Source organism: Bradyrhizobium paxllaeri, from assembly GCF_001693515.2.
GTDB classification, from domain to species: Bacteria; Pseudomonadota; Alphaproteobacteria; order Rhizobiales; family Xanthobacteraceae; genus Bradyrhizobium; species Bradyrhizobium paxllaeri.
Genome location: NZ_CP042968.1, coordinates 1,855,391 through 1,882,348, shown reverse-complemented (window position 1 = coordinate 1,882,348; position 26,958 = coordinate 1,855,391). Strand labels below are relative to the sequence as shown.

25 protein-coding genes and 1 pseudogene are annotated in these 26,958 nt (G+C 63.8%); 12 read left to right on the top strand and 14 right to left on the bottom strand.

The features are described from left to right. Window position 1: 1 nt before the first annotated feature. Together LMTR21_RS41770 and LMTR21_RS08930 are read left to right on the top strand one after the other, a co-directional pair. Window positions 2–79 (top strand): annotated as a pseudogene (locus tag LMTR21_RS41770) (zinc-ribbon domain-containing protein); the annotation flags it as partial. 153 nt (window positions 80–232) lie between these two features. Continuing rightward, window positions 233–3,340 carry an AAA family ATPase gene (locus LMTR21_RS08930; protein ID WP_065753770.1) on the top strand — a complete coding sequence of 1,036 codons (3,108 nt, stop codon included), beginning with the start codon at window positions 233–235 and terminating at the stop codon, window positions 3,338–3,340. 55 nt (window positions 3,341–3,395) lie between these two features. Here the strand turns inward: LMTR21_RS08930 and LMTR21_RS08925 are convergent, their stop codons facing one another. After that, window positions 3,396–4,253 (bottom strand): DUF1194 domain-containing protein, encoded by an 858-nt coding sequence (locus tag LMTR21_RS08925; RefSeq protein ID WP_065753771.1) that lies wholly within the window; start codon window positions 4,251–4,253, stop codon window positions 3,396–3,398. A gap of 612 nt (window positions 4,254–4,865) precedes the next feature. On the opposite strand from LMTR21_RS08925, the gene LMTR21_RS08915 reads away from it, so the two are divergent. Beyond that, window positions 4,866–5,114 carry a hypothetical protein gene (locus LMTR21_RS08915; RefSeq protein ID WP_065753772.1) on the top strand — a complete coding sequence of 83 codons (249 nt, stop codon included), beginning with the start codon at window positions 4,866–4,868 and terminating at the stop codon, window positions 5,112–5,114. 47 nt (window positions 5,115–5,161) lie between these two features. Further along, window positions 5,162–5,467, top strand: a complete 306-nt coding sequence (clpS, locus tag LMTR21_RS08910) for an ATP-dependent Clp protease adapter ClpS (RefSeq protein WP_065753773.1) — start codon at window positions 5,162–5,164, stop codon at window positions 5,465–5,467. Between the two features lie 37 nt (window positions 5,468–5,504). On the opposite strand, the gene LMTR21_RS08905 is transcribed toward clpS, so the two are convergent. Both LMTR21_RS08905 and LMTR21_RS08900 read right to left on the bottom strand, forming a co-directional pair. Beyond that, window positions 5,505–6,041 carry an REP-associated tyrosine transposase gene (locus LMTR21_RS08905; RefSeq protein ID WP_065753774.1) on the bottom strand — a complete coding sequence of 179 codons (537 nt, stop codon included), beginning with the start codon at window positions 6,039–6,041 and terminating at the stop codon, window positions 5,505–5,507. A gap of 49 nt (window positions 6,042–6,090) precedes the next feature. Continuing rightward, the gene (locus tag LMTR21_RS08900) at window positions 6,091–7,275 is read right to left on the bottom strand and encodes an adenylate/guanylate cyclase domain-containing protein (protein WP_065753775.1); all 1,185 of its coding nucleotides are present in this window, start codon (window positions 7,273–7,275) and stop codon (window positions 6,091–6,093) included. Between the two features lie 126 nt (window positions 7,276–7,401). On the opposite strand from LMTR21_RS08900, the gene LMTR21_RS08895 reads away from it, so the two are divergent. Further along, a complete protein-coding gene (locus LMTR21_RS08895; RefSeq protein WP_065753776.1) occupies window positions 7,402–9,096 on the top strand; it encodes a GMC family oxidoreductase in 1,695 nt (564 codons plus the stop codon). 13 nt (window positions 9,097–9,109) lie between these two features. On the opposite strand, the gene aroC is transcribed toward LMTR21_RS08895, so the two are convergent. Continuing rightward, window positions 9,110–10,198 (bottom strand): chorismate synthase, encoded by a 1,089-nt coding sequence (aroC, locus tag LMTR21_RS08890; RefSeq protein WP_065753777.1) that lies wholly within the window; start codon window positions 10,196–10,198, stop codon window positions 9,110–9,112. 180 nt (window positions 10,199–10,378) lie between these two features. Continuing rightward, window positions 10,379–10,978 carry a histidine phosphatase family protein gene (locus LMTR21_RS08885; protein ID WP_065753778.1) on the bottom strand — a complete coding sequence of 200 codons (600 nt, stop codon included), beginning with the start codon at window positions 10,976–10,978 and terminating at the stop codon, window positions 10,379–10,381. A 234-nt stretch (window positions 10,979–11,212) separates the two neighbouring features. Between LMTR21_RS08885 and LMTR21_RS08880 the strand changes: the two genes are divergently transcribed. Then, window positions 11,213–11,701 carry an RNA polymerase sigma factor gene (locus LMTR21_RS08880; protein ID WP_057859394.1) on the top strand — a complete coding sequence of 163 codons (489 nt, stop codon included), beginning with the start codon at window positions 11,213–11,215 and terminating at the stop codon, window positions 11,699–11,701. A gap of 56 nt (window positions 11,702–11,757) precedes the next feature. Next, window positions 11,758–12,531: an anti-sigma factor family protein gene (locus tag LMTR21_RS08875; protein WP_065753779.1), complete on the top strand. Its 774-nt coding sequence runs from the start codon at window positions 11,758–11,760 to the stop codon at window positions 12,529–12,531. A 290-nt stretch (window positions 12,532–12,821) separates the two neighbouring features. On the opposite strand, the gene LMTR21_RS08870 is transcribed toward LMTR21_RS08875, so the two are convergent. Then, entirely contained in the window at window positions 12,822–13,781 is a 960-nt protein-coding gene (locus tag LMTR21_RS08870; RefSeq protein ID WP_065753780.1) for a DnaJ C-terminal domain-containing protein, read from the bottom strand. 140 nt (window positions 13,782–13,921) lie between these two features. After that, complete coding sequence (locus tag LMTR21_RS08865) at window positions 13,922–14,323, bottom strand: RT0821/Lpp0805 family surface protein (RefSeq protein ID WP_065753781.1); 402 nt, start codon at window positions 14,321–14,323, stop codon at window positions 13,922–13,924. 122 nt (window positions 14,324–14,445) lie between these two features. Between LMTR21_RS08865 and pdxH the strand changes: the two genes are divergently transcribed. Continuing rightward, the gene (gene pdxH, locus LMTR21_RS08860) at window positions 14,446–15,087 is read left to right on the top strand and encodes a pyridoxamine 5'-phosphate oxidase (protein WP_065753782.1); all 642 of its coding nucleotides are present in this window, start codon (window positions 14,446–14,448) and stop codon (window positions 15,085–15,087) included. Between the two features lie 35 nt (window positions 15,088–15,122). Continuing rightward, window positions 15,123–15,875, top strand: a complete 753-nt coding sequence (locus tag LMTR21_RS08855) for an SDR family NAD(P)-dependent oxidoreductase (protein ID WP_057840125.1) — start codon at window positions 15,123–15,125, stop codon at window positions 15,873–15,875. A 116-nt stretch (window positions 15,876–15,991) separates the two neighbouring features. Here LMTR21_RS08855 and LMTR21_RS08850 read toward each other — a convergent pair whose 3' ends face one another. Beyond that, complete coding sequence (locus LMTR21_RS08850; RefSeq protein ID WP_057840124.1) at window positions 15,992–16,210, bottom strand: hypothetical protein; 219 nt, start codon at window positions 16,208–16,210, stop codon at window positions 15,992–15,994. Between the two features lie 129 nt (window positions 16,211–16,339). Beyond that, complete coding sequence (locus LMTR21_RS08845; protein WP_065753808.1) at window positions 16,340–17,317, bottom strand: magnesium transporter CorA family protein; 978 nt, start codon at window positions 17,315–17,317, stop codon at window positions 16,340–16,342. A gap of 419 nt (window positions 17,318–17,736) precedes the next feature. Here LMTR21_RS08845 and LMTR21_RS08840 point away from each other — a divergent pair, with 419 nt between their 5' ends. Further along, complete coding sequence (locus LMTR21_RS08840) at window positions 17,737–18,426, top strand: L,D-transpeptidase (protein WP_065753783.1); 690 nt, start codon at window positions 17,737–17,739, stop codon at window positions 18,424–18,426. Window positions 18,427–18,451: 25 nt separating this feature from the next. Here LMTR21_RS08840 and LMTR21_RS08835 read toward each other — a convergent pair whose 3' ends face one another. Continuing rightward, window positions 18,452–19,546 carry an extensin family protein gene (locus LMTR21_RS08835; protein WP_148635943.1) on the bottom strand — a complete coding sequence of 365 codons (1,095 nt, stop codon included), beginning with the start codon at window positions 19,544–19,546 and terminating at the stop codon, window positions 18,452–18,454. 86 nt (window positions 19,547–19,632) lie between these two features. Here LMTR21_RS08835 and LMTR21_RS08830 point away from each other — a divergent pair, with 86 nt between their 5' ends. After that, a complete protein-coding gene (locus LMTR21_RS08830) occupies window positions 19,633–21,261 on the top strand; it encodes a fatty-acid--CoA ligase (RefSeq protein ID WP_065753785.1) in 1,629 nt (542 codons plus the stop codon). Between the two features lie 107 nt (window positions 21,262–21,368). On the opposite strand, the gene LMTR21_RS08825 is transcribed toward LMTR21_RS08830, so the two are convergent. Further along, on the bottom strand, window positions 21,369–22,412 hold the full coding sequence (locus tag LMTR21_RS08825) for an SEL1-like repeat protein (protein ID WP_246175405.1): 1,044 nt from the start codon (window positions 22,410–22,412) through the stop codon (window positions 21,369–21,371). A gap of 652 nt (window positions 22,413–23,064) precedes the next feature. Between LMTR21_RS08825 and LMTR21_RS08820 the strand changes: the two genes are divergently transcribed. Then, on the top strand, window positions 23,065–23,922 hold the full coding sequence (locus LMTR21_RS08820; RefSeq protein WP_065753786.1) for a DUF1499 domain-containing protein: 858 nt from the start codon (window positions 23,065–23,067) through the stop codon (window positions 23,920–23,922). 48 nt (window positions 23,923–23,970) lie between these two features. Here the strand turns inward: LMTR21_RS08820 and LMTR21_RS08815 are convergent, their stop codons facing one another. Genes LMTR21_RS08815 through LMTR21_RS08805 form a run of 3 tightly spaced genes read right to left on the bottom strand, consistent with a single transcriptional unit; the run spans window position 23,971 to window position 26,658 of the window. Further along, window positions 23,971–24,225 (bottom strand): hypothetical protein, encoded by a 255-nt coding sequence (locus LMTR21_RS08815; RefSeq protein ID WP_065753787.1) that lies wholly within the window; start codon window positions 24,223–24,225, stop codon window positions 23,971–23,973. Then, entirely contained in the window at window positions 24,206–24,628 is a 423-nt protein-coding gene (locus LMTR21_RS08810; RefSeq protein WP_065753788.1) for a hypothetical protein, read from the bottom strand. The genes LMTR21_RS08815 and LMTR21_RS08810 overlap by 20 nt, the downstream gene beginning before the upstream one ends. Window positions 24,629–24,654: 26 nt before the next feature. Continuing rightward, complete coding sequence (locus tag LMTR21_RS08805; RefSeq protein ID WP_065753810.1) at window positions 24,655–26,658, bottom strand: TonB-dependent receptor; 2,004 nt, start codon at window positions 26,656–26,658, stop codon at window positions 24,655–24,657. Window positions 26,659–26,958 lie beyond the last annotated feature (300 nt).

Genomic DNA, 26,958 nt, shown 5'->3' with positions numbered 1-26,958 from the left:
CATGGAGTGCTCGAGCTGCGGAAGCGCCAATCAGGATGACAACCGATTCTGCGGGAACTGCGGCGCGCTGTTGCCGCAGAATTGTCGCGCCTGCGGTCGCAATAATCCGATTGGCAATAGCTATTGTGGTTTCTGTGGCGCCCCTTTGACCGGTGCCACTCCTTTGGAACGGGCCGTAAATGCTCATTCCAAGCCGGCATCAGCCGGTGCCGAACGCCGGCGTCTCACTATCATGTTCTGCGACCTCGTCGGCTCGACCACGATTGCGTCTCGGCTTGACCCGGAAGACCTGCGCGAGGTGCTCAGCATGTATCAGCAAGACGTCGCGACGGTGGTCGGGCGTTTCGATGGATTCGTGGCCAAGTATATGGGCGACGGAGTTTTGGCCTATTTCGGGTACCCGCAGGCACATGAGGACGACGCCGAGCGAGCCGTTCGCGCCGGTCTGGAGATCGTGAGAACGGCGCGGCCAGTTCCGGCCGCGCCGGGCGGCAGACTGCCGGTGCGTGTGGGTATTGCCACAGGTCTCGTCGTCGTGGGCGATCTCGTCGGTGCCGGCGAATCCGAGGAGCGCGCTGTAGTGGGCGAGACGCCAAATCTCGCGGCCCGACTGCAAGCTTTGGCCGAGCCGGACAGCGTCGTGATCGATGTGAACACGCACAGGCTGACGAGCGGGATCTTCGTGTACGAAGAACTCGGTTTGGTCGAGCTAAAGGGCTTTGCCGAGCCTGTGAGCGCGTGGCGCGTGCAAGGCGAGAGCACGATCGAAAACCGATTCGAAGCGCTCCATTCGGTTACCACTCTCACGCCGCTTGTTGGGCGCGAGGAGGAGATCGAACTGATGGTTGAGCGCTGGAAAGAGGCAAAGTCAGGTGCGGGCCAGGTGATCCTGCTCTCGGGCGAGCCGGGCATTGGCAAGTCGCGCCTGACCGCTGCGCTACTGGAGCGCCTGCGGGATGAGCCCCACATCCGGCTGCGCTACTCCTGCTCGGCGCACCACCAGGACAGCGCGCTGCACCCAATGATTATGCAACTCGAACGCGCCGCAGGTTTCGAGCGGGGCGATACGCCGGCGATGAAGCTTCGCAAAATCGAAGCACTGCTCGCGCCAACGTCATCGACGGATGCGGGTCTACCGCTCGTCGCGGAGTTGCTGCAGATTCCCGCTGGCGATCTGTACTCACCGAGCGTGCTAAATCCGCATCGCAAGAAGGAGGAGACGTTCGAGCTACTGCTCGACCAGCTCGTCGCCCTCGCCCGGAGCCAGCCGGTATTCCTGGTCCACGAAGACGTCCATTGGATCGACCCCAGCTCACGCGACTTCCTCGATCGCGTGGTCAATCGGGTGGTAGATCTGCCTGTACTGTTACTAATTACGTTCCGGCCGGAGTTTCAGTCGCCATGGACCGGGCAGTCGCACGTTACGATGCTCGCCCTCAGCCGCCTCGACCGGCGCGAGGGTGCGGCACTCGTGCAGTGGGTCTCGGGCGACAGAGCGCTTCCCGGGCACACAGTGGAAGAGATCATCAAGCGCAGCGACGGTGTACCACTTTTCATCGAGGAATTGACAAAGGCTGTCGCAGAATCTCAAGCGAGTCGAGAAAGCGGCGAAGATGCAAGCGCCAAAACGTCACGATCGGCGCTTGCCGTGCCCGCAACCCTCCACGCCTCGTTGATGGCCCGGCTTGACCGACTCGGGCCGGGTCCCAAGAGGATGGCGCAAATCGGAGCAGCGATTGGCCGCGAGTTTTCATACGAACTGATCGCCGCCGTCGCCGGCCCGAGCGAGAGGGAGATACAGGAAAGGTTGGCGCGGCTTGTCCATTCTGAACTGGTGTCCCAGCACGGGGCGCCACCAGAGGCCGCCTATAGCTTCAAGCACGCTTTGGTTCAGGATGCCGCCTACAGCACGCTACTGCGCGGCGATCGACAGCGGTTGCACGCGCGCATCGCCGAAGCCGTCGAGGAGCGTTTCCCGGACCGTGCGGCGCGCGAGCCCGAACTGCTGGCGCACCACTGTACGGAAGCCTGCCAAATTGAACGTGCCGTCAGCTATTGGCTGAAAGCAGGCGAACGCGCTGCCCAACGTTCGGCCAATCTGGAAGCAATCCGGCATCTCACCCGAGGGTTAGAAGCGCTGAACACGCTACCGGAAAATTTCGAGCGGGATCGGCAGGAGCTCGCTTTTCAGATCGCGATCGGTACGCCCATGATCGCCGTACATGGTTATTCCGCGCCACAGACCGGGGCCGCCTACAGCCGTGCACGCGCGCTTTGCGAGCGTCTCGGCGAGGCCGAGCCTCTCGTCGCGACCCTCAGCGGTGAGTTCGTCTACTACTTCGTACGCGGCGATTATTGCATGATGCGGCAACTAACCGACGAGGCTCGGCAGGTCGCGGAGCGCCTTCCAAGCCCGCTCATCCGCCTTGCCAGCCACCGGTTGGCCGGGATCACGGCCATGCACTTCGGGGCGTTCGCCGAGGCACGGTCCGAGTTCGAGGCGATCCTGCGCCTCTACGACGCGTGTCGGCATCGATCGCAGCCGGTGCACTACGTGCACGACCCGAAAGTCTCGGCCCTCACCTATCTTGCGCCGGTCCTCTGGATGCTGGGCTATCCCGAGCAAGCGCGTCGTTCGAGCACCGCGGCGTTCCGCTGCGCCGCAGAGTTAGACCAGGCGAACCTCACGGCGCATGTCCACAATTTCGCCGGCGCTGGTTTGGACGAACTGCTCGGGGATGTCTCAGGCGTGCAAGCTCATGCCGAAGCGATCATTGAGCTGGCCGATCGGCACAGCCTCAGCTATTGGCGCGTGAATGGGCTGATTCTTCGCGGCTGGGCCATGGTACAGCGGGGCGCCCAGGAGCCAGGCATCGCGCTCATGTGTGAGAACGCCGAGAGCCGCGCGGCTCTCGGCGTAAGTTGGTATCAAGCCCGGTATCTGTGCATGCTCGCCGCGGCCTATGCGCATGTCGGCCAGGCCGACCCAGGGCTGCGGATCGTTGCGGAGGTGGAGAACCTCATCGCCAAGAATCGCGAGCATATGTGGGAGGGCGAACTCACACGCATAAAAGGGGAGCTTATGCGGGTGCAAGGGAGATCAGCCTCCGAGATCGAAGCCTGTCTTGCGCGAGCTATGGCAATATCGCGTGCACAGGGCGCCAGGTCGCTCGAACTTCGCGCCGCCCGGAGCTTGGCGAGCCTCTGGTGTGATCGGGGGCGGCCTGGTGACGCCCGCGCGCTCCTCGCACCGCTCTTTAGCTGGTTTACGGAGGGCTTCGAGACCGCTGATTTGAAATCCACAAAGGCATTACTCGACGAGTTGACCTGCGGAGCATGAGTGGATTTACGCTATGCTCGATTTTCCACGTGGGTGAAAAGAGGCCACGCATCCATCACCTGCCCCAGCGATCCTGCCAGATCTTCTCGCCGATCATGCAATTGACGCGCGGCTCGCGGCCGGCGGCGGGTACCACCGGGCGTTCAGGCGTGCGGCCGGCGATTTCCAGGAGCAGCTTGGTGCGGATCGCTTCCTTGAACTTTTCGCGCTCCTTGATCGTGACCACGAACGAGCCGGGGCCGCCGATGACGCAGTCCTCGTAATAGAAATCGAGATTGTCGATATCCATCGTGGAGTAGGACGGCTCCTTCACCATAATCGGCAGACCGTTGATGATGACGCCCTTCTCGAGCGCGGCATCGCGGGCGACCGTCACCGGCATGCCGTTGTTGTTCGGGCCATCGCCGGAAATATCGATCACCCGCCGCAGGCCGCGGTGCGGATTCTCCTCGAACAGCGGCATGGCGAAATTGATCGCGCCCGAGATCGAGGTGCGCGAGGCGCGGCGGATCGGGGTCTTGACGATCTCGTTGGCGACAGCATCGGCCGTCTCAGGCCCGTCGATCACCCGCCAGGGGATGATGATCTTCTGGTCGGTGGAGGCCGCCCATTCGAAATAGGTGATCGCGATCCTGCCGTTCGGCCCGGTCTTCAGCGCCTGCAGGAACTCCTTGGCGACGATCGCTTGCGCGTAGCCTTCCCGCTGCAGCGCGAGTTCATCCAGGTCCATCGAATAGGAGACGTCGACGGCAAGGACGAGTTCCACATCGACGGTCGGATGGGCGTCCTTGCTGGCGGCGCTCAGTTGCTGGGCCGGCCGGTTCGCCGGGTTCGGCGCGGCAAAACTTGCCACATCTCCGCCGGCGAGTGCGCCGGCTACAAGCACGACCCCGATCGAGACATACCAGCGCATTGCGGCCCTCCCGTCGAACGACAGTGATGGTGACATGCAAAACGGCGGACGCAAAGCGCTGAAATCACTTGTCCTTCACATTCGGGTTAGTGCCGAACATTCAGGCTGTCCGGTCAACGCGACCGGATTCAGCCACGGTTCCTCATGTCATTCGCCCAAGGATCAGGCGTCCGATACCGCTATTTGAACAAATCTCGCGCTCCCCGCGACAGAAGGGGCGCGGCCAGCAAATGGCCGCTACCGGCACGGACATGGTTACGCCCCCGAAAATTCCAGCAACTGACGGTCTGCCCCCGGCAACGCGCACGATCGCGCTCTGGGCCGGGATATTCACCGCACTCGTCCTGGCGGTGCTGTCGCTGCCGTTGGTATTCTCAGGCCCCGGCCAGCCCAAAGTGACGCAACCGGAACCGGTGCTGACGCCGCAGAATGCAGTTGAACTCTGCGAGCAGCTCTTTGAAGAGCCGAGGGAGTATATGGACTACGACGCCAAGCGCCGGCGCTGGGACTTGCGCCACGACGCCTGCAAGATGGCGTTCGAAGCCAACCCGGCGAACGCAGGAGGCGGTCAACCTGATCGATCGCGCCAGCACCTACGATTTCGACGCCCGCATGCAGGTTGTCCGGCTGCTCGCCGAGCATCCGGAAACGCAGGTCAATAATCCCAAGGGCACGCTCTATTACGCGGTGGAGGCCGCGGAACTCGACGAGCCCGGGGCGCTAGCCACCCTGATCGCGCTGAAACTCTCGGCAAACGCCCAGTTTCAGGACCGGCCCGGAGCCTGTAAACTGATCGAGACGGCCGTCAGCCGCAGCGATCAGACCATGGCGCAGCGCCTGGCGGATTGCCGCGCCAACTGAGTGCTGCCGGCCCGTCTGAGTTCGCTCGCTTCGGGACCTAGCTGGAAATGGCAGATACCGTCGTCACGCCAAAGACCAAAGTCAAAACCAAGGTCGAACGGCCACGCCTGCACAAGGTCATTCTGATCAACGACGATTACACGCCGCGCGAATTCGTCGTCACGGTGCTGAAGGCCGAATTCCGCATGACCGAGGACCATGCCCACAAGGTGATGATAACAGCGCACCGCCGCGGCGTCTGCGTGGTCGCCGTGTTCACCAGGGACGTCGCCGAGACCAAGGCCACCCGCGCCACCGACGCCGGCCGCGCCAAGGGCTATCCGCTGCTGTTCACGACCGAACCGGAGGAATGAATCCCGTAGCCCGGATGGAGCGAAGCGCAATCCGGGATTAGTCTCTCCGCTCACCAAAATTGCTCGTATCGGCACTCCCATCGCCGCCCCAATCCGATGGCAAGATGCCCGCACGAACATAGCGATGCAGCGAGGAAAACGGCCAATCGGACGGCGAAGTCGCCAGTCGGTGCTTGACCGGATTGAAATGCACGTAATTGGCACAGCGTTCGAAATCGCCGTCGTCGCGAATGGTGTGCTCGCAAAACCGCCTTTGCCAAAGAGAATATTCACCACGATGATCTCGCAAAATCTTGACGCCCGTGGCGAGAACGCTTCGCGTGAAACTCCCCTTGATCCGACGCCACCTGTCGGAAAAATCCGAGTCATCAGGCGGCAATGTCAGAATTGCATGCAGGTGGTCGGGGAGAACGACGATGGCGTCGATAACAAACGGCCGTTCGCTTTGCGTTTCTCGAAATGCGACGCGCAGCAACTCGATGTGATCGATCAATACCGACGACCTTCGGTCATCCAGCGTGACCGTGAAGAAAAACGTCACGCCGGGGACGAAATTGCGCCGATAATGAACCATGGTGCCAGTCTACCCCGGATTGCGCTTCGCTCCATCCGGGCTACGGGAGTCAGGCCGCCGACGTCTCGTCGGCCAATCCGTAAACGCGCGCGGCCTTTGAAAAACCGGCGACGGGAAACTCGCCGAGATCGCTCCACCCTCCCCGGCAGATGCCGGCAAACCCTTCCGACGCCACGACGGTGCGCTTGAGCTGGCTTGCGATCTTCTCCAGCCGCGCCGCGAGATTGACCGCGGGGCCGATGCAGGTGAAGTCGAGCCGGTTGCCGCCGCCGATATTGCCGTAGAGAATTCGCCCGACATGCAGGGCGACGCCAAAACGAAATTTTTCGACCGCATCGCCGATCGGGTAGTTCAAGTTGGCGACGCTGGCGCGGGATTCGTGGGCGGCCTCCAGCACATGCGAGCAGACCTTTTGCTCGTCGCCGACATATTCATCGATCGGGAACACCGCGAGCAGGCCGTCGCCCATATATTTCAGCACATCGCCGCCATGATTCTTGATCGCGGCAACCTGGCAATCGAAATACTGGTTCAGAATGTCGACGACAGTCTCGGCCGGCAGCCGGTCCGACAGCGCTGTGAAGCCGCGCAGATCGGACAGCCAGATCGCGGCATTCATCGTCTCGGTGTGGCCGCGCCTGATCTGGCCGCCCATGATCCGCTCGCCCGCACTGTTGCCAACGTAGGTATCGAGCAAGCTTGCCGCCATGCGGTTCAGGCTGATGATCTCGACCACCCGCGCCAGTGGCTTCGCGAGGCTCCGCAGCGCCGCCAATTGTTCATCCGTGAACCCGCCCGGCTGTTTGGTGGTCCAGCTCGATGCGTTCACAGTGCCACCAATGAAGGGCAGCGGCAGCGCGACATAATCGGTGGCGCCTTCGGCGCGCAGATCGTCGATGATCGGAAAGCGCTTGCTTGCGGGATCGTCAACACGGACCCGGACTTCCAGCCCCTGCTGGAAAACGATCTTCAGCGGACTGTTGTGAAAATCCGGTGACTCCAGGATATGATAATCGACCGTACCCAGCTCGACCTCGGCGCCCGGCCTCCAGATGAAATTGCGTCCGTAGATCTCAGGGTGCAGCGTGCGGACGAAGACGCCGACGCGCCACAGCGGCAGCCCTGCCGCGACCATCCGTTCGCAGCACTCGGCCATAAACCGGGTCGGGCTGGTCGCCGACCTGCCGCCGTCAATCAGCCAGTCGGTCAGCTTCTGCAGTTCTGCGACGTTCATGACCTCAGCATTTGCCGCGCAACGCCCTGAAACGTCAAGACGCACATCGCTGCATTGCGCGCGAGGCTGCTGACCGGACGACGGAAGCGCGTTAGTTTCACCGTACAAACAGGGGGAAACGCAGAAGTGTACGATTTCATCATCGTCGGCGGCGGATCAGCAGGCTCGGTCATGGCGCACCGGCTCTCCGCCAAAAACGCCAACAAGGTCCTGCTCTGTGAAGCCGGCCAGGACACGCCGCCCGGCAACGAGCCGCCCGAGATCCGCGACAGCTATTCGGGGCTCGCCTATTTCGATCCGCGCTTCCACTGGACCGAACTCAAGGTCACGACCCAGGTCGTGAGCCACAACAATCCCGATGAGAGCCGTCCGCCGCTCCGCAAATACGAGCAGGCACGCGTACTGGGTGGCGGGTCCTCCATCAACGGCCAGATGGCCAACCGCGGCGCGCCGACCGATTACGCGGAGTGGGAAGCCCGCGGCGCCACCGGCTGGAACTGGAAGGACGTGCTGCCCTATTTCAAGAAGGTCGAGCGCGACCTCGATTTCGACGGACCGTACCACGGCAAGGACGGTCGCATCCCCATCCGCCGCATTCCGCAGCAGCATTGGACGGGCCATTCGCAAGCGATGGGCGAGGCCTGCAAGCTCGCCGGCTTTGCCTTCCTGCCCGACCAGAATGGCGAGTTCGTCGACGGCTACTTTCCGGTGACGCACTCCAATCAGGACGAGCAACGCGTCTCGGCCGCAATGGGCTACCTCGATCGCGAGACACGCAAGCGCGCCAACCTGACCATCTCGACCAACACGGTGGTGAAGGAGTTGCTGTTCGAGGGCACGCAATGCGTCGGCGTGAAGGCGCTGGTCGATGGAAGGGAACAGGAGTTCCGCGGCCACGAGGTCATCCTCTCCTGCGGCGCCATACACTCGCCGGCGCATCTCTTGCGCGCCGGCATCGGGCCGGTCGGGCATCTGAAGGAGATGGGCATTCCGGTCCTGATGGGCCTCGCGGGCGTCGGCCAGCGTCTGATGGATCATCCCTCGATCGCGCTGTCGTCCTTTGTCCGCCGTGGCGCGCGCATGAACGAACACACCAGACGCCACATCCAGATGGGGCTGCGCTACTCCTCAGGGCTTCCGGGCACCCCCGCCGGCGATATGTTCGTCGCCGTTCTCACCAAATCGGCCTGGCATTCGGTCGGCGAGCAGATCGCCTCGCTGCTCACCTTCGTCAACAAGACCTATTCGGAGACCGGGCAGGTCAAGCTCGCTTCGCGCGACCCGCGAACAGAACCCATTGTCGAGTTCAACCTGTTGTCCGACCGGCGCGATCTTGACCGTCTGATGAGCGGCTTCCGCAAGATGGCGGCGCTGCAGATGAGCGCGCCGCTCAAGGCCGTCACTGACAAGCCGTTCCCGGCCTCGTATTCCGATCGCGTGCGCAAGATCGGCGTGGTCAACACCAGGAACAAGATCCTCACCGCCATTGCCGCAACGCTGATGGACGGACCGGCGGCGCTGCGGCACTACATGATCGACAACTTCATCGTCGAAGGCTTTTCGTTCGAGCAGGTGATGCGCGACGACGAGGCGCTCGAAGCCTTCGTGCGCAAGGCCGCGATCGGCGTCTGGCACGCCTCCTGCTCATGCCGGATGGGCGCGGCTGATGATCCGATGGCGGTTGTCGACACGCAAGGCCGCGTCAGGGGCGTACAGGGTTTGCGCGTGGTCGACGCGTCGATCTTCCCGGTGGTGCCGTGCGCCAACACCAATGTCCCGGTCCTGATGTCGGCGGAAAAGATCGCAGACGCGATGCAGTGAGGGAGGCCGGGCCTTATCCGCCGACCTGCCCGCGATGGCGCAGGAAGTGATCGGCCAGCACGCAGGCCATCATCGCCTCGCCCACCGGCACGGCGCGGATGCCGACGCAGGGATCGTGGCGGCCCTTGGTCATGATGTCGGTGTCGGCGCCCGAGCGATCCACCGTCTTGCGCGGCGACAGGATCGACGAAGTCGGCTTCACCGCAAAGCGCACCACCACCGGCTGGCCGGTGGAGATGCCGCCGAGCACGCCGCCGGCATTGTTGGACAGGAAGCGCGTGCCGTCATTGCCGGTGCGCATCTCGTCGGCGTTTTCCTCTCCCGACAATTCGGCCGCGCCAAAACCCGCGCCGATCTCGACGCCCTTCACCGCATTGATGCTCATCATCGCGGCGGCCAATTCGCCGTCGAGCTTGGCATAGATCGGCGCGCCCCATCCCGCCGGCACGCCTTCAGCGACCACTTCGATGACGGCGCCGATCGAGGAGCCGCTCTTGCGGATGCCGTCGAGATAGGTCTCGTAAAACGCCGCCGAGTCCTTGTCCGGGCAGAAGAACGGGTTGCGCGCGATCTCGTCCCAATCCCATTTCTCGCGATCGATCTTGTGCGGGCCGATCTGCACCAGCGCGCCGCGCACCTTTACATCAGGCAGGATCTTTCGCGCGATGGCGCCGGCCGCGACGCGCGTTGCGGTCTCGCGCGCCGACGAGCGGCCGCCGCCGCGGTAGTCACGAAGGCCGTATTTGGCCTCATAGGTGAAGTCGGCATGGCCGGGGCGAAACTTGTCCTTGATCTCGGAATAGTCCTTGGAGCGCTGGTCGGTGTTCTCGATCAGCAGCGCGATCGGCGTTCCCGTCGTCACCTGCACGCCGGTTTCGGGATGCGCCATCACCCCGGACAGGATTTTGACCGTATCAGGCTCCTGGCGCTGGGTGGTGAAGCGCGATTGTCCCGGACGGCGGCGGTCGAGATCGTGCTGGATGTCCTCGGCTGTCAGCGGGATCAGCGGCGGGCAGCCATCGACCACGCAGCCGATCGCCACCCCGTGGCTTTCGCCGAAGGTCGTGACACGGAAGAGGTGGCCGAAGGTGTTGTGGGACATGATGCCGTATTTGCTCGCTAAAGTAAGTCAGTTCTGACTTGTGTCGTAACGCGGGGGGACCCTGTGGTCAAACCGCTAACCGTCATTCCGGGATGGTCCGAAGGACCAGACCCGGAATCTCGAGATTCCGGGTTCGATGCTGCGCATCGCCCCGGAATGACGGCGTTCATAACGCCGCCCTTAACTATATTTCCGCAAGCCCCCCTCGCGGAACACGTAGACGGCGCCCTGCTCGATCAGGAGGTCGGCGGCGCTTTGCGGCGTCTCGATGCCGAGCGCCACCATCAGCGCCCGTGCGGTGCCGCCATGGGCGACCGCAACGGTGTCGCCCTTCACGGAATCGTACCAGTCGCGCATCCGCGCCTGCACCTCGGCATAGGTCTCGCCGCCTTCCGGCGCCATGGTCCATTTCGCCGTCAGCCGCTTGGCATACAGCACGGGATCGGCCGCCTGCATCTCAGCAAGCGTCGAGCCCTCCCAGACGCCGTAGCCGATCTCGCGCAGGCGATCGTCGAGCGCATATCCGTTTCTGGGAAGCTCCAGCGCGCCGCGCACCAATTCCATCGTCGCTCGCGCCCGGCCAAGCGGGCTTGCGACGAACGGCAGCGCGGACTTGTCGCGGCCCTCGCGCGCGAACAGATCGGCCAGCACATTCCCGGCATGCGCGGCCTGCCTGCGGCCGAGATCGTTCAGCGCAATGTCCTGCGTGCCCTGCAGCCTGCCTTCAGCGTTCCACGACGTCTCGCCATGGCGGATGTAGTAGATCACGGGCGCAGGCATCGGACTATCAGGCTATTCCTTCGGCTAGCGAATTGGAGAGAGAGGTCAGGCGCGTCGGGGCGCTTCATGCCGGCGACGCGCTTGGGAGGTACACCAGCACTCCGGCGCGGTCGAGCCCAAATCGCCTTCGATTAACGCTGTTTGCCGCGCGCCCAATGGCTGGAATAGATACGTCAATTGGGTGTTATGTTCGGTAAGGCGTTCGCGCCTCATGACTCTTGCAATCTGGTGCCGATGAGCGCGTTTCGTCAAAGTGTCGAGGCCATGATTCCGGCGCTCCGCCGTTATGCGCGAGCGCTGGCGCGCGACGCCGACATCGCCGACGATCTGGTGCAGGATACGCTGGTGCGTGCGTTGCGTTCGGAGCGGCTGTTTCTTGGCGGCGACGTCAGGAGCTGGCTCTATACGATCCTGACCAATCTGAACAAGAACCGGCGCCGATCGCTGGCGCGGCGGCCGCAATTCATGCCGCTGCTGGACAACAACCCGGACGCCAGCGGCACCGAGGCGGAAGGCCGCGACATCGCGCGCGCACTTTCGACGCTGGTGGAAGAGCAGCGCTCGGTGCTGCTGCTGGTGATGCTGGAAGGACTGAGCTACCGCGAGGTCGCCGACATCCAGGGCGTGCCGATCGGCACCGTAATGTCCCGGCTTGCCCGCGCCCGCGCCCATGTGAAAGCTTCGCTGGAAGGCGAGCGCACGACGCTGCGGCGGGTGAAATGAAGGCGCATGAAACGCGTGATGGATAGACAGAGCAGGATCAGGCAGAGACGACGACAATGACCGATCGCAACATTCCCGTCACCGAAGACGAGCTGCATGCTTACGTCGACAACGAGCTGCCGGCGGAACGCCGCGGCGATGTCGAGGCGTGGCTCGCCGCGCATCCCGACGATGCCGCGCGGGTGCAGTCGTGGCAAGCGATGGCGGAAGTACTGCATGCCAGATACGATTCCGTCATCGACGAGGCGGTGCCGAAGCGGCTCGAGATCGAGCGGCTGGTGCAACAGCCGCGCAAATGGGTGTACGGCGCGGTCGCGGCGACGCTAGCGGCGTTCATCGTCGGCGGCGGCGTTGGCTGGCTCGCGCGCGGCGCGACGGCAGCACCGTCCGTTCTTCAGAATTTCACGGTGCATGCGATCGAAGCGCACCGGCTTTACGTCGTGGAAGTGCGGCATCCCGTCGAGGTGCCAGGCAGCGAGCGCAGTCATCTGCAGCAATGGCTGACCAAGCGCTGCGGCTGGATCGTGCGTGCGCCCGAACTGACGAATGCCGGATTGAAGCTGGTCGGCGGGCGGCTGTTGCCGAGTTCCGCCGGCCCGGCGTCCTTCATGATGTATGAGAGCGCCTCGGGCGAGCGTTTCACGATCTACACCGCCAAATCCGCTGCCGAGGCGACGCAGATGCGATTCGCGGCGGAAGGCAAGGAAAGCACGCTGTTCTGGGCCGATGACGGCGTGGTCTATGCCGTAGTGTCCACCGGCGCCGACCGAGGACGGCTGACCCAGGTCGCCCAGGCGGTCTACGATCAGATGGAAAAGAAGGGGGGCTAGGCGCCTTCAGGCCGCTTGTCCAAATTCTGACATCGAAAATCTGGAATCAAAACACCGGCTGGTCTCATTAATGCACCGGGTGATCACGCGAAAATGAGTAGCGCTCGATCCGCCGATCGGCGCAAGCGGCCTCGATCGGGGTTTGGTACCGCGCTGGTCCCCCTTTCGAGGCCGCCCCTTTTTCCAGAAAACCTTTTTGTTTTCAGGAAAGAAGCGCGCTTTTTCAGGAAGCCTGCTCGGACCCCGCTGCTCTTGTTCCACACACCATCGACGCCGCGAGCCCGACCGAATCAGCCAAAATCGCTGCGCGGATTGTAGGGGTGGCCGTCGCGCCACTTTTCCATCAATGCCTCAAGATCGCTATCGTTCCCGTCGGGCAGAATAATTCGGGTGGTAACGAACAGGTCTCCGGGTCCGCCCGGCTTGGGCAGGCCCTTGCCTTTGAGGCGGAAGGTGCGGCCGCTGGAGGTGTTTTTCGGGATCGACAGCTCCACCGCGCTGCCGAGCGTGGGCACGCGAACCTTGCCGCCGAGCACCGCCTCATAGAGCGTGATGGGCAGATCGAGGCGCAGGTCGCTGCCGTCGACCTTGAAAAAGGCGTGCGGCGCGATGCTGACGGTGATCAGGAGATCGCCCGGCGGGTGGCCCGGCGCGGTCTCGCCCTGCCCCTTCAGCCGGATCTGCTGGCCGGCGGCGACGCCTGCGGGGATCTTGACGTTGAGCTCCTTGCCGGTCGGCAGGCGGACGCGCTTTTCCCCGCCCTTGACCGACTCTTCCAGCGACACCGTCATGGCGACGTTCAGATCGAGATCGAGGCCGATCCCGCCGGTGTCGAATTCAAAGCTGCGGCCACCGCCCGGACGTCCGCCCCTGGCCGCGCCGCCGAACATGCTGTTGAGGATGTCCTCAAACCCCGCGCCACCCGCGCCGCCGGGACCTCCACCGGTGCGGAAGCTGTAGGATTCGAAGCCGCCCGGCCCTCGCGCGCGGCCACCTGCGCCGCCGCCGGGAAAGCCCTGGAAGCGCGGCTTGCCCTCGGCGTCGATCTCGCCGCGATCGAACTGCTTGCGCTTGTCCTCGTCGCCGATGATCTCGTTGGCGGAGTTGATCTCGGAGAAGCGCGCAGCCGCCTTCGGATCGTTCTTGTTGTTGTCGGGGTGATGCTTCTTGGCGAGCTTGCGATAGGCACTCTTGATCGCCGCAGCGCTGGCGCCCCGCGGCACCCCCAAGACCTCATAGGGGTCGCGCATCCGTCACGTCTCCTTCACGGGAATTCGATTTTTCGAAGCTTAGGGCAATTCGCCCGCTTTGGCTTCATCTGGGGAGCCAGTTGCATTTTTGCAACTACCCCAGGCCACTCAATCAAGGCGCTCAATAGCACCTTGAGGCGCTAACCCCTCGTCCAAGGCTTGATCGTATGGATTTCCCATCGGCCCTGGCCGGCCTTGCAGGCGGCACCCTGCAGCCAGCTCTCCGCGCGGCCGTTGACGTAGCTTGCCAGGAAATCCCGGCAGGTGCGCCCGTCCTCCGCGGAATAGGCCTGCGACAGCGGCGTCACCGAGCCGCGCGCACCGGTCTCCGGATTTTCCCAGGGCTGGCTGGAATCCTTGTCGCCCTTGGTCAGCACGTCCGAAGCGGCGGTGCGGGCAAAGGCAAGATCACTCTCGGTCGGCGCCGTGGCCGCTTGCTTGCCCAGCGCGCCCGTAACATCGGCGGCATTCATCTTGGCGTAGGCATCGGGGCGCGACAGGCTGCAGCCGCCCGTGCCGAGGCCGATCAAAATCAACGTCATTACGGCGCCTCGCGGCCCGATCGCCGATAGGCCAACGCGTCCCCATGCCCTATATAGGGCGAGCCCGTATCGGGGCTGTAACGCGCTCTGAGACGCGAGGGTACGCAACTGGGACTCCTGACATGACGGACACGACCTCCATCAAACACCCGACACCGTTAACATCGGGTGATTTTACCGCGGCCGAGGAACCGTTTGCGCTGTTCGCCGAATGGTTTGCGGAAGCCGTGAAGTCCGAGCCGAACGATCCCAACGCGATGGCGCTGGCAACCGTCGATGCCGACGGACTGCCGGATGTCCGGATGGTGCTGATGAAGGGCTATGACGCGGATGGTTTCGTGTTCTACAGCCACATCGCCAGTCAGAAAGGCCGCGAACTCGCCGCAAATCCTAAGGCCGCTTTACTATTTCACTGGAAGTCGCTGCGCCGTCAGGTGCGCGTCCGCGGCAACGTGTCGCCGGTGACGGATGAGGAAGCCGACGCCTATTTCGCCACGCGTCCAAAACAGGCGCAGATCGGCGCCTGGGCCAGCAAGCAGTCGCAGCCATTGGAGAGCCGCTTTGCCTTCGAGCAGGCGATCGCGCTGGTCGCCGCCAAATACATGATCGGCGACGTGCCACGCCCGCCGGGCTGGAGCGGCTGGCGCATTACGCCATCCCGCTTCGAATTCTGGCACGACCGCCCGTTCCGCCTGCACGACCGCATCGAATTCCGCCGCGATGCGCCGTCACAAGCCTGGAGCAAGGTGCGGCTTTATCCTTGATGCCATTCGTTGCCGCTCAAAGTTGAAAGACTTACATGCCTCCTTCATCCAACGCGCCGCGGCGCACGCTGCTTCTGACCGGTGCCAGCCGCGGCATCGGCCATGCGACCGCGATCCGGTTTTCCTCGGCTGGCTGGCGCGTCATCACCTGCTCGCGGCATGCCTTTCCGGAAGTCTGCCCGTGGGGCGCCGGTCCTGAGGATCACATCGAGGTCGACCTCGGAAGCCACGACGACACCGTGCGCGCGATTGGCGAGATTCGCCGACGGCTGGAGAACGACGAGCTGCACGCGCTCGTCAACAACGCCGCGATCTCGCCGAAGGCTCCGGGCGGCGGCCGGCTCGGCACCATGGACACCGACATCGAGACCTGGAGCCACGTCTTCCACGTCAACTTCTTCGCGCCGGTCATGATCGCGCGCGGGTTGATCGAGGAGCTGAAACACGCCAGAGGCGCCGTGGTGAACGTCACCTCGATCGCAGGCTCGCGCGTGCACCCGTTCGCCGGCGCGGCCTACGCGACGTCGAAGGCCGCGCTCGCCGCGTTGACGCGCGAGATGGCGTCCGACTTCGGCCGCGTCGGCGTGCGCGTCAACGCGATCGCGCCGGGCGAGATCGATACCGCAATCCTGTCGCCTGGCACCGAGAAGATCGTCGACCAGCAGATTCCGATGCATCGCCTCGGCACGCCGGATGAAGTCGCCAAGATCATCTATGTGCTGTGTACGGAAACCAGTTCGTATGTGAACGGCGCCGAGATCCACATCAACGGCGGCCAGCACGTGTAGTGCTGCGCATCGTAGGGTGGGCTGAGCGAAGCGAGCCCACCACTTCTTTCAGCGAGGGACAATGGTGGGCACGCTACGCTTTGCCCACCCTACGTCACCTCGCACGCAATGTCCGTTCACTCCGCGTAAAATTTGCGCTGCGCCACGCGTGGAGCAGCCGCTGCAAGATTGAACGTGCTCGAACACTCGTCTTCGTTCTCGCCGTCCGCCAGTGCCGCTCCGCAGTACCGGCAAAGCCGCGTCGAGAACGCCTGCGCCTTGCCAACGCCGCGGCCCTGCTGATAGCGAGCCAGCTCGATGACGTTGCGTGGCGACATTATGAGTTTCTCAACCATGGGATCCTCGCGGCCTGAGAGACACGTTATCGCAGACAAGTTTCGACCATTCGTTCAGTCCACCGCTCAAATTTTAGCGGTGGAGTTGAGCCGATCTTCGCACGTGTGGAAGCGCAGGGAACCGCTGTCTTACAGCCACTTCTTCCACTTGAAAAGAAAGTACGGCAGCACCGCTGCCATGAGCATCATGAACAACGCCATCGGATAGCCATGCACCCATTCGAGTTCCGGCATCACCTTGAAATTCATGCCGTAGATCGAGGCGATCAGCGTCGGCGGCATCAACACGACAGCCATCACCGAGAACAGCTTGATGATGTTGTTCTGCTCGAGATTGACCACGCCGAGCATGGCGTCGAGCGTAAACGTGATCTTGTTGGAGAGGTAGGAGGCGTGGTCGGTCAGGGAACCGACGTCGCGCTGCATGGTCTTGAGCTGCTCGCGCATGTCCTTGGACCATTTGACGCCCTCCACCACCGCCGACAGGAAGGTGACGACGCGGCCGATCGAGACCAGGCTCTCGCGGATCTTCGAGACCAGGTCGCCCTTGCGCCCGATCGCGATCAGGATCTGCGAATATCGCTTGGCCTGGCCATGGCGCGCGCTTTCGGGTTCGAAGATGTCGTGCGAGACTTGGTCGACCTCGGCGCCGGCGCGCTCCAGAATGTCGGCACAGCGGTCGATCACCGCGTCGAGCAGTTCCATCAGCACCATTTCGCCCGATATCCCCGGCATGCATGAGCGCGCCAGCTTGTGCTCGACCAGGGCAAACGGCTTCGGCTCGTCGTAGCGCACGGTGACCAGGCGGTGACCGGCCAGGATGAAGGTCACAGCCGTGGTCTTCGGCGCATCGGTGTCGGACTGGCACATCAGCGTCGCTGTCATGTAGCGGGCGCCGTTCTCGATATAGAGCCGGCTGGAAATCTCGATTTCCTGCATGTCCTCCCGGGTCGGCACCGCGATCCCGGCCAGCCGCTCGACCGCACGGTCCTCCTCCATGGTCGGCTTGACCAGGTCGATCCAGACCGCATTGTCCGGCAACGCCACCGGGTCGATCGCGGGGAGTTTCTTCAGGCTGGATTCCGAGGGAACAAACACCGAAAACATGAGCAACTCCGGAACGGGGGGCAGCAGCCTGCTGTTTTGACGCGCCGTCTTGACGCGAACCGGGTACCCGCTTCGCTTCGCCATGGCTACCCAGCGGCACTAAACCCGATTCTGGCAAGCGCTTCATGACCGGCGCATTAACCGCCCGTCCATATTTATGGCGGCGGAGTGGCGCTTATGGCGTCCAGATGGCGTCAACGCGGCCGTGATCCCCCGCCGGCAACACCCCTGCCCGGGATTCAACCGGAACTCGCAAAACTTGCGGCACAAAAGCCACAGCCGGCCTTCCGCAGCGCCGAACGGGCGTGCAAATGCTGGCTTATCGGCCGCTTATTGCGGATAATGCGCTTAATGGAATCGTCGCGTTTTAGGCGCAAGATTGTTGCTGCGAACGCCAGACTTTCGATTGGAAGTGTGCCATGTCGTCGTTGAAAGTAATCTTGGGGTTGCTCGCTGCTGGCCTTGCACTGTCCGGCTGCATGCCGGCAACCACCTATCAGGCCGCCCCTGAAGCCACCCTCAAACCGAACGACAAGGCCCAGCTCGCCAAGGCGCGCTATGCCGCCGTTTCGCCGCCGGAACCGTTCCGCCGCGCCATTGTCGACTACCACCGCAAGGAATTGCCCGGCACCATCGTCGTGGATTCTGATAACCACTATCTCTATCTGGTCCAGGACGGCGGCAAAGCGATCCGCTACGGCGTCACCGTCGGCGAGGAAGCCCTCGCATTCTCCGGCATCGCCAAGGTCGGCAACATGGCCGAATGGCCGAAGTGGACGCCGACCGCCGACATTCACAAGCGCATCGAAGGCCTGCCGGCGTCCGTGCCCGGCGGCGTCGACAATCCGCTCGGCGCCCGCGCGCTCTACCTTTACCAGGGCAACCGCGATACCCTGTTCCGCATCCACGGCACCAACCAGCCGGAATATATCGGCGCCTCGATTTCCTCAGGCTGCATCCGCATGACCAATGAGGACGTCATCGATCTCTACAGCCGGGTGAAGCAGGGTACGGTCGTCGTCGTGCTCGACCCCAAGCAGGGTGACTCGCCATACAATTCCAAGATGGCCCTGCAGGGTGGCGGCACCAGCGGCCCGATGCCGCAATAAGCCGGCATCGTCACAGCGGTCAGGATCAAGAGCGCCGGTTTTGCCGGCGCTTTTTCGTTGCAGGCTTCTCCTCGCGCGGCGGCTCGGCCTCATCCGGCTTCTCGGCGTCTGATTTTTCAGACTTGCCGGCACCGGATTTGCCAGCATGCGGTTTGGCGTCTTCGGCGACCTCGCGCGGCGGCGCTTCCTCGGGCCGCTCGGCAGGCAATAGCGGCGCCTTCTGCGGCAGCGCGTCCCACACGTCCCACTGGCAGATCCGGTAATTGCCGCGCCGTTCCATCAGATCGAGATGGATATGGTCCTCATGGTACCAGTCCGAGCCCGGGCCGAGCACGGTCGGGAATCGCGTGCAGGCGGAGTGCAGCACGGTCTCGCGCAATCCCCGCGGCACGGTGCGGTCGGTCAGCGAGATGAAGGTGCCGTCGGCGAGCTTGAAGCCGCGCACGTCGAGCGCGTTGGCGCGGCCGTGTTCGGAGAGTTTGGCGCCGACAATGCGGTTGCGGCCGCGGCACTCGAACGAATCGAAATTATCGATATCGGAGATCGCGCTGCCGAGACGCTGCGCCAGCGGCGCGATGTCCTTGCGGATCCAGTCGGCCAGTGCGGACGCCATGGTACAACGCAGGATCGCCGCCGGCTTCACCGAGACCCGCCGGCTGTCCGGCAGCACGATCGCCTCCAGCCGCACCAGATCCTCACCCCCGCAGCCGCCGGCGCCCTTGATATCGGGGATGCTGGGGGCAATCGCCACGGCGTCAGTCAGCGCCAGCCGGCACGCGGACGGCTGCGGCGCGGGTGCGGCCTGCTCGCCGGGCTTGCCGTTCGGGGAAGACGCCTGCTGCTCCTTGTCCGGCTTGTCGGGCTCAGCCGACGGCGCTTCGGCCGGGCGCGGCTTTGGCAAGGGCACCGCCGCCGCGCGGTGCCCTGTCGCCCGCGGTTTTGACGGGGACACCCTCAACAGATCGTCCCACACCGTACGGGATGCTTTCCTGGCCTGCGCCGGTTCGCTTGGCATGCCAAGCAGGAGCGCCGCCACGGCAACGGTAACCATTACCGCTCGACTGCGGCCAAAGGCGCCAATAGCCCATTTTCGGCTTGCTTTACGCGCGGTAAAGTTCATGTCAATTCCATGAACCCACCCACCGATCTGCCCGTATCATCGGCGGATCGTGTGGAGACAAACAAGACCATCGGAGGGACGTGCGTATGCTCGGATTGATGCAAGACTGGCCTTTGCTTTGCCACCGGATTATCGAACACGCGGCGAAGTATCACGGTACGCAAGAGGTCGTCACGCGATCCGTCGAAGGTCCCATTCATCGCACCAATTACGCCGAAATTCATGCACGCGCGCTGAAAGTATCGCAACGGCTCGACCGCGACGGCATCAAGCTCGGCGACCGCGTCGCCACCATCGCCTGGAATACCTGGCGCCACCTCGAATGCTGGTACGGCATCATGGGAATCGGCGCGATCTGCCACACCGTCAATCCGCGGCTGTTTCCCGACCAGATCGCCTGGATCATCAACCACGCTCAAGACCGCGTGGTGATGACCGACATCACCTTCGTGCCGATTCTGGAAAAGCTCGCCGACAACCTGCCGAGCGTCGAGCGCTACGTCGTGCTGACCGACAAGGCGCACATGCCGCAGACCACGCTGAAGAACGCGGTCGCCTATGAGGACTGGATCGGCGCGGTCGACGGCAAGTTCGCCTGGAAGGACTTTGACGAAAATACCGCGGCCGCGATGTGCTACACCTCGGGCACCACGGGCGATCCGAAAGGCGTGTTGTATTCGCACCGGTCCAATGTGTTGCACGGGCTGATGGCCAACAATGTCGACGCCCTCGGTACCAGCGCCGCCGAGACAATGCTGCCGGTGGTGCCGTTGTTCCATGCCAATAGCTGGGGCATCGCATTCTCCGCGCCGTCGATGGGCACCAAGCTCGTGATGCCGGGCCCCAAGCTGGACGGCGCTTCGGTCTATGAGCTGCTCGACACCGAAAAGGTCACGCATACCGCCGGGGTGCCGACCGTGTGGCTGATGCTGCTCAATCACATGGCCGCCGGCAATCTGAAGCTGCCCCACCTCAAGAGCGTGGTGTGCGGCGGCTCTGCGATGCCGCGCTCGATGATCAAGTCGTTCGTGGACATGGGCGTTCGCGTGCGCCACGCCTGGGGCATGACCGAGATGAGCCCGATCGGCACCGTTGCGGCGCTCAAGCCGCCGTTTGCCGAGCTCAGCGGCGAGGAGCGGCTCGACATTCTGCAGACGCAGGGTTATCCGCCGTTCGGCGTCGAGATGAAGATCACCGACGATGCCGGCAAGGAACTGCCGTGGGACGGCAAGACGTTCGGCCGCCTCAAGGTGAGCGGGCCCGCGGTCGCCAAGGCCTATTTCAAGCTCGACACCGACATCCTCGACGAGGAAGGTTTCTTCGATACCGGCGACGTCGCGACCATCGACGAGCACGGCTATATGCGGATCACCGACCGCTCCAAGGACGTCATCAAGTCCGGCGGCGAATGGATCTCATCGATCGACCTGGAAAACCTCGCGGTCGCCCATCCCGCGGTCGCGGAAGCCGCCGTGATCGGCGTCTACCATCCGAAATGGGACGAGCGTCCGCTCCTGATCGTTCAGCTCAAGGCCGGCCAGCAGGCGAGCCGCGAGGACATCCTGAAATTCATGGATGGCAAGATCGCCAAATGGTGGATGCCCGATGACGTCGCCTTCGTCGAGGGCATTCCGCACACCGCGACCGGCAAGATCCTGAAGACCGCGCTGCGCGAGCAGTTCAAGAGCTACCGCTTCCCGAACGCGGCGGCCTGATGCGAAGCCCTGACGCTGATTGAGAAAGGCCGCCTTCCGGTAAAACGGGAGGCGGCCTTTTTCTGAAAAGTCTTACTCAAACGGCGCGTGTACCACGCCCGTCCGGATCAGCGCGCGAACGCGAGGCCGTCGAGCTGTCGCTGCGCGTCGGGTTCGCCCCATTCCTTTGCCCGCTGATACCACATGCGGGCCTGCGCGACGTCGGCAAGGCCGCTGGCGCCGAGCTGCCTGAGTGGCGCCGGATCGTAGGTGTTGCCGACGAGCAGCGCAGCGCGCGCATTCTGTGCTTCCGCACCGCGCATCAGAAACAGCCGCGCCGACTGCACGTCGCCGCTGGCGAGCAAATCCTGGCCACGCCTGATCAGGGCGGCGATTTCCCTCGAATCGAGGCTGCGCACCACCTCCGCCTGCGGCTGCGCCGGTACCGGCAGCGCCGGTGGCGCGGCCGCGACCACGGCGACCGGCGGCGGGGCGACGACCGGCGGCGGCGCGACGGCAACCGGCGGAGGAGCGGCGGCGAGAACCGGCGACGCGGCGGCGACGACCGGCGCGGCGGCGCTGGGCGAGGCCACCCAGGTCAGGCGGGTGGAGGTGCCGGTGAGCGCCACGCCACCACCGTCACGCAATTCTGCGGTCACCAGCATCTGGCCGGTGAACCCATCCGGCGGAATGACCGAAACGCCGGAAATCTCCGTTGCCGGCACGCGCCATTCGTTGGCGCCGATACGCTTGCCGGACGTCAGCCGCGCGCCACCCACCAACCCGTTGATCGATACGAACGCGCCGGGCGGCGGAGCGCCGACGTGAATTCCGAGCGGCACGGGATCGTTGACGAAGCCGCTGCCGTCCTGCACGGCCAAGGTCGCCGTGCGCTTCGGTGGGGTCGCCGGCTGCGCCGGCAGCACCGAGGATTTCACCGACTGCCAGGCAGCCGAAAGCGACGCATCCTGGTTTGCGGGGCGTTGCGACGACGGAATGGCCATGACCAGAAGCATCGCGATGCTCGCTGCGATCGCGACCGCGATCGAGAAGCGAATGACCTGCTGCATCAGCGCGCGGCGTCCAGACAGGTCGCGGAGCACGGAGGGCACCTCGACCGGCACGTTGTCCCTCGCCTCCTGCATGGCCTGGGCCACGGCTTTGGTAAACATTTCGGAATCCTGGCGGCGGGACGGCTTGCTCAAAGGTTGCAAGGGCGGTCCTTCCGTTCGCGGACGCCAGCCATCATTGTTCTGCATGAGCATCGGATTCGACTGCTCACTGCTCGTCCGTTCCCTCAACTCCCGCGGCGCATAATATGCCGGATCGTTCGGGCCGACATATCCTTCGTGCTTTGCATCACTACTCATACTGAACTCGCCCTCATGGGGCCTTCCGCCAGCCCCGCGGACGTATGCCGATAGCGCCCTGTACAATCCTAGAACTCCGGGAGCGTAACCGCAATTTATTTGCGACTCCGCCCGCAACAAGGACCGGAAGTTGAGATCATCCTGCAGCGCTTCCGGCCGACGCCCGCCGTTTCCCCATTTGGTTGGCGCTCGCCGTGCCCCGTGCAGGACAGTCCCGTGTTGCGGCAAATACGACAACCCGGCGGCGAGAGGTAGACGAAAGTTGGACCAACTTCAATCTACAACTAATAATCAATTTACAGGGATGGTTAAACCCGTGAGGTTGTCGCCGCCTGCCTGATCAGCATAGCCGGCAAACCTTGAAATTCTACGCACGCCGTGGTCTCAAGTTTTCCTAGTTTGCAGTCCGGCCCACCCGCCGGCCAGACAGATTTCAACCCGGCAGATTGCACCGATGGCCCGAAGGTTTTCCGCTCCCTACCAGTCGGAGCCCGTGTCCAGCCTCGCCACCTGGTCGCGCAACCTCGCCATCTTTGCCGTGGTCGCGGTGGTGGGGTCGATCCTCATCGTCCGCTTCGGCTTCCTGGAGATGAAGCCGGCGCTGGCGACCTTCTTCGGCGCACTCGGTTGCGCCGTGCTTTCGATCCTGGTCGGCCTCGCCGCCTTTGCCGCAATCTGGCAGAACGGGTCGCGCGGCATGGGCCGGATCCTGCTGGCGTTCCTGATCAACGCCGTCCTGCTCGCCTACCCGGCCTACCTCGCTTTGCAATACCGCAAGCTGCCGCCGATCCACGACATCACCACCGATCCGATCGATCCGCCGCGCTTCGAGGCCCTGGCGCGGCTGCGCAGCGGCGAAGGCGCCAACTCGGCGGTCTATGCCGGGCTCTATTCGGCCGAGCAGCAGCGGATTGCCTACCCCGACATCGAGACGGTAGAGCTCGAGGTCCCGCCGCAGCGGGCCTATGAGGTGACGCTGGCGCTGGTCAACAGGCGCAAATGGCTGGTCATCGACGAACGGCCGCCGCAGCCGCCGCGCCGCATCGGCCGCATCGAGGCGGTGGCGCGAACGCCGATCATGGGTTTCCGCGAGGACGTCTCGATCCGCGTCACGCCCGACGGCGAGGAATCGCGTGTCGATATCCGCTCCTCCTCGCGCTATTTCGAAAGCGACCTCGGCAGCAACGCCTCGCGCGTGACGAAACTGATCGAGGACATCAACTCGGCCGTCGACAACGCCAAGCCGGCGGCACCGAAGAAACCGCAGGCGCCGGCGAAAGCGCAAGCGAAGAATGTGAAGAAGGGCAGCTAGCGCGGCACGGAGAATGCGCGCTTTCGTCCCACAGAGCATGGGGAGAGGTCAGGAGCGCATTCGGGCGCGCCGCCGGCCGAGCCACACGCTCATCCGGCGTCGCCATCTGCGGACTCGGGGAATGTCGATCGATAGCAGCGCAAGCGCCGCCGGCAACAGGATATAGCCCGCCGGCGGGAGGACGCCGCGGATAGCGAGAGCGATGCCGAGTGCGATCCGGACGCCGCGACGCTTCGGGATGCGCAGGCGTCTCTTGCCGATGCGCAGATAGGCAGGCGGCGCCTCACTCCTGCTCGGCGTCATCGGGTACGGGACTTCCGGCCAACGCCAGGCTCGCAAGGCGCTCAGCTTCCTCGGTCGTGGCCACAACGCGGAAACGCAATCCGAAAGCCACGGCGATAGCCGCGCCCTGAACGCGTTTCAGGAGACGCTTCGCCTTGTTTGGTTCGACACTGAAGATCCCGCTGCACTTCGCTGCGAGGCGCGTCTTGTTGGCCTTCAGGAATACGGTGCGCAGCTTCTGATCCTCGTGCGTCTCGTCTTCCACCGAGTCCGGAAAGATCATCACGAACGGCTGGTCCTGGCTCAGCAGGGCTTCCAGCTCCTTCGCCCAGGTAGCACCGTATCCCGGTGGCAGGCTGCGACCATGCAGCGTCACAACCGGGAAGCGCGAGACGTCATGCAGCTTGAAGTCTTCGGTTCTCATTCCAGCGTCCTTTCGATCGCGCGCGCCTAAAACCTCGCCGTCGCCCCGACGCCGACGATGCGCCCCTGTCCCACGCGGACGGATTGCGTCGCCGGGCCGAAGCTCTGCCCGAAAACTTCGTAGCGTTCGTCGAACAGATTGTTGGCGAACACATAGGCGTCGAAGCTTTGATGCTTCCAGCCCAGCCTGCCGTTGACGACGCCGTAGGATGGAAGGTCGAAACTGTTCGCAACATCCGCGGCGCGCACACCGACGAACTGGTAGCTGCTGCGAAGGAAGACGTCGCCCGAAAGTCCAAGCGGCGCGGCCGACGTCTGGTATTGGAAACCGAGATTGGCCGTCAGCGGCGCAACGTTCGGGACACGATTGCCATCCCGCGCTCCGGTGGCGCCGCCGAACGGCACATTGACCAACTCTGCCCGCGTCACACCGATACCGCCCAGTAGCTCAAAGCCCGGCATGACCCGGAACGCCGCCTCCAACTCGCCGCCCCAGGATTGATAATCGAGCGTCGCGATGGTGAATGACGCAGTCGGGACATTGAAGACGAAGAGATGACCGTTCTTGACGTCGTTGAAGAACAACGCCCCGGTCAGCTTGAGACGGTGGTTGAGCAACTCCGACTTGAAGCCGGTCTCATAGGTCCAGCTTGTCGAGGCGGCGAACGGCACCTCGGGCTTGCCGAGCGGATTGTTGATTGAATTGGCCGGGAAACCGCCCGTCACGTAGCCGCGCGCAACCGAGGCATAGGTCATGAAATCCGCCGCCCAGTCGTAGCTCAGCGCCGCACGACCGGTGAGGAAATCGTCGCTCAGGCCCAGATTCTGCGCATAGCTTGAAACCGTGCCGGGCGTACCGACCCCGCGATAGCGATAAACGGCGTCCTTCTCTTCGTGGGTCGCGCGGAGTCCCAGCGTTCCCTTGAGCGCACCGATCAGCGGCACCGTCGCCTCGCCGAACGCCGCGTAGCTGTTGGTTGTGAAGGTGTTGTTGCGGATGCCGGTGGCGGTCGCATAGGCCGGCGTGACCGAACGCCCATCGCCGTTCAGCGCGGCTTCGGTGCGATAGAAATTCAGGCCCGTGGTCCAGGCGACGGCGCTGCCCTTGGGCGCAGACAGGCGCACTTCCTCGAGCCAGGTGTTCTCGTTGATGCCGATCTTGGCGAGGTCGGCCCCAGGCGTGCTGAAGAAGGAAGACGGCAATCCGGTCAGTTTCGCGAACACGAGCGAGTCGGTGAGATCGGTGACCTGGAACGACGTGGTGCGCTGGAAATTGGAGACCGACTCGAAGATCATCGGGCCGAAATCGTGCCTGACCTTCAGGTTGTAGTTCTGGTTCTCCCGATTCACCTCGTTGCGCGGGTTGACGGCGCTCACGGGAAAATCCGCGGCACCACGCAGCAGCCAGCGCGGCACGGTGTCGTCATCCTTGGCGTAGGAGCCGCTGAAGGTGACCGTGGTGCGCTCCGTGGGCGTGTACAGCAGGCTGCCCCTGAAAGCACCGATCTGCGTCGCCGCGTCATTGCCGCCGAGCAGGACGTTTGGAACGTCGCCGCCGAAGTTCTGATAGCGCAAGGCCACGCGGCCGGCGAGGACGTCCGGTATCAGCGGTGAATTGGCGATCAGTTCGCCCAGACCATAGGCCCTGGTGCCCCATTCCCCGGTCAGCGAAAAGGACCGATCGAAGGTCGGCAGGCGCGAGACGATATTCACCGCGCCGCCCTGTGCATTGCGCCCGAACAGCGTGCCCTGCGGGCCGCGCAGCACTTCGACGCGTTCCGTGTCCATCAGGTTCGGCGCGATCCCGTAGACCGACTGCGGCGCCTCGTCGACGTAGAAAACCACGGACGTATCGTCCGGCGACACCGGGGAGAACGAGCCAACACCGCGTATATTGGCGAGGTTGGACGACTGCCCGCCGAGATCGACGAAGTTGAAGTTCGGCACCGAGCGCGCCAGATCGGCGTTCGATCGGGTCTTGGAGAGGTCCGCAAGCTGCGCACCCTGGATTGTGGTCAGGCTGATCGGCACATCCTTTTCAGCCTCCGGCCGCTTGCGCGCCGTGACCGTCGTCTGTTCGGGCTGGACGGACCGTCGAGCGGCAGGCTGAGGCCTTTTCGGCTTTCGCTTTGGCGACTCGACCGTGACCGCCGGGAGTTCGACGGTTTGTTGGGCTTGAGTCGGTTCTGGCAGGAAGCTCCATGAGATCGCCGCCAGCGCCCCGGCCACCGAGAAGGCGCGACTTCTCTTCCACCCCCGTCTGCGCCATTTCCGGCTTGTATTGCACCCCTTCCCTATTTCACGCCCCTGCATGTTCAATCTACTGACTGG

What these genes read in the sequence shown, in the direction of transcription:
- LMTR21_RS08865 (WP_065753781.1), bottom strand. Translation starts at nt 14,323, where the DNA reads ATGACGTTGATTTTGATCGGCCTCGGCACGGGCGGCTGCAGCCTGTCG.
- LMTR21_RS08840 (WP_065753783.1), top strand. Translation starts at nt 17,737, where the DNA reads ATGTCGTCGTTGAAAGTAATCTTGGGGTTGCTCGCTGCTGGCCTTGCA.
- aroC (WP_065753777.1), bottom strand. Translation starts at nt 10,198, where the DNA reads ATGTCCCACAACACCTTCGGCCACCTCTTCCGTGTCACGACCTTCGGC.
- LMTR21_RS08815 (WP_065753787.1), bottom strand. Translation starts at nt 24,225, where the DNA reads ATGACGCCGAGCAGGAGTGAGGCGCCGCCTGCCTATCTGCGCATCGGC.
- clpS (WP_065753773.1), top strand. Translation starts at nt 5,162, where the DNA reads ATGGCAGATACCGTCGTCACGCCAAAGACCAAAGTCAAAACCAAGGTC.
- LMTR21_RS08845 (WP_065753808.1), bottom strand. Translation starts at nt 17,317, where the DNA reads ATGTTTTCGGTGTTTGTTCCCTCGGAATCCAGCCTGAAGAAACTCCCC.
- pdxH (WP_065753782.1), top strand. Translation starts at nt 14,446, where the DNA reads ATGACGGACACGACCTCCATCAAACACCCGACACCGTTAACATCGGGT.
- LMTR21_RS08915 (WP_065753772.1), top strand. Translation starts at nt 4,866, where the DNA reads ATGCAGGTTGTCCGGCTGCTCGCCGAGCATCCGGAAACGCAGGTCAAT.
- LMTR21_RS08870 (WP_065753780.1), bottom strand. Translation starts at nt 13,781, where the DNA reads ATGCGCGACCCCTATGAGGTCTTGGGGGTGCCGCGGGGCGCCAGCGCT.
- LMTR21_RS08830 (WP_065753785.1), top strand. Translation starts at nt 19,633, where the DNA reads ATGCTCGGATTGATGCAAGACTGGCCTTTGCTTTGCCACCGGATTATC.
- LMTR21_RS08855 (WP_057840125.1), top strand. Translation starts at nt 15,123, where the DNA reads ATGCCTCCTTCATCCAACGCGCCGCGGCGCACGCTGCTTCTGACCGGT.
- LMTR21_RS08835 (WP_148635943.1), bottom strand. Translation starts at nt 19,546, where the DNA reads ATGAACTTTACCGCGCGTAAAGCAAGCCGAAAATGGGCTATTGGCGCC.
- LMTR21_RS08825 (WP_246175405.1), bottom strand. Translation starts at nt 22,412, where the DNA reads ATGTTTACCAAAGCCGTGGCCCAGGCCATGCAGGAGGCGAGGGACAAC.
- LMTR21_RS08875 (WP_065753779.1), top strand. Translation starts at nt 11,758, where the DNA reads ATGACCGATCGCAACATTCCCGTCACCGAAGACGAGCTGCATGCTTAC.
- LMTR21_RS08810 (WP_065753788.1), bottom strand. Translation starts at nt 24,628, where the DNA reads ATGAGAACCGAAGACTTCAAGCTGCATGACGTCTCGCGCTTCCCGGTT.
- LMTR21_RS08905 (WP_065753774.1), bottom strand. Translation starts at nt 6,041, where the DNA reads ATGGTTCATTATCGGCGCAATTTCGTCCCCGGCGTGACGTTTTTCTTC.
- LMTR21_RS08880 (WP_057859394.1), top strand. Translation starts at nt 11,213, where the DNA reads ATGAGCGCGTTTCGTCAAAGTGTCGAGGCCATGATTCCGGCGCTCCGC.
- LMTR21_RS08900 (WP_065753775.1), bottom strand. Translation starts at nt 7,275, where the DNA reads ATGAACGTCGCAGAACTGCAGAAGCTGACCGACTGGCTGATTGACGGC.
- LMTR21_RS08850 (WP_057840124.1), bottom strand. Translation starts at nt 16,210, where the DNA reads ATGGTTGAGAAACTCATAATGTCGCCACGCAACGTCATCGAGCTGGCT.
- LMTR21_RS08925 (WP_065753771.1), bottom strand. Translation starts at nt 4,253, where the DNA reads ATGCGCTGGTATGTCTCGATCGGGGTCGTGCTTGTAGCCGGCGCACTC.
- LMTR21_RS08820 (WP_065753786.1), top strand. Translation starts at nt 23,065, where the DNA reads ATGGCCCGAAGGTTTTCCGCTCCCTACCAGTCGGAGCCCGTGTCCAGC.
- LMTR21_RS08885 (WP_065753778.1), bottom strand. Translation starts at nt 10,978, where the DNA reads ATGCCTGCGCCCGTGATCTACTACATCCGCCATGGCGAGACGTCGTGG.
- LMTR21_RS08930 (WP_065753770.1), top strand. Translation starts at nt 233, where the DNA reads ATGTTCTGCGACCTCGTCGGCTCGACCACGATTGCGTCTCGGCTTGAC.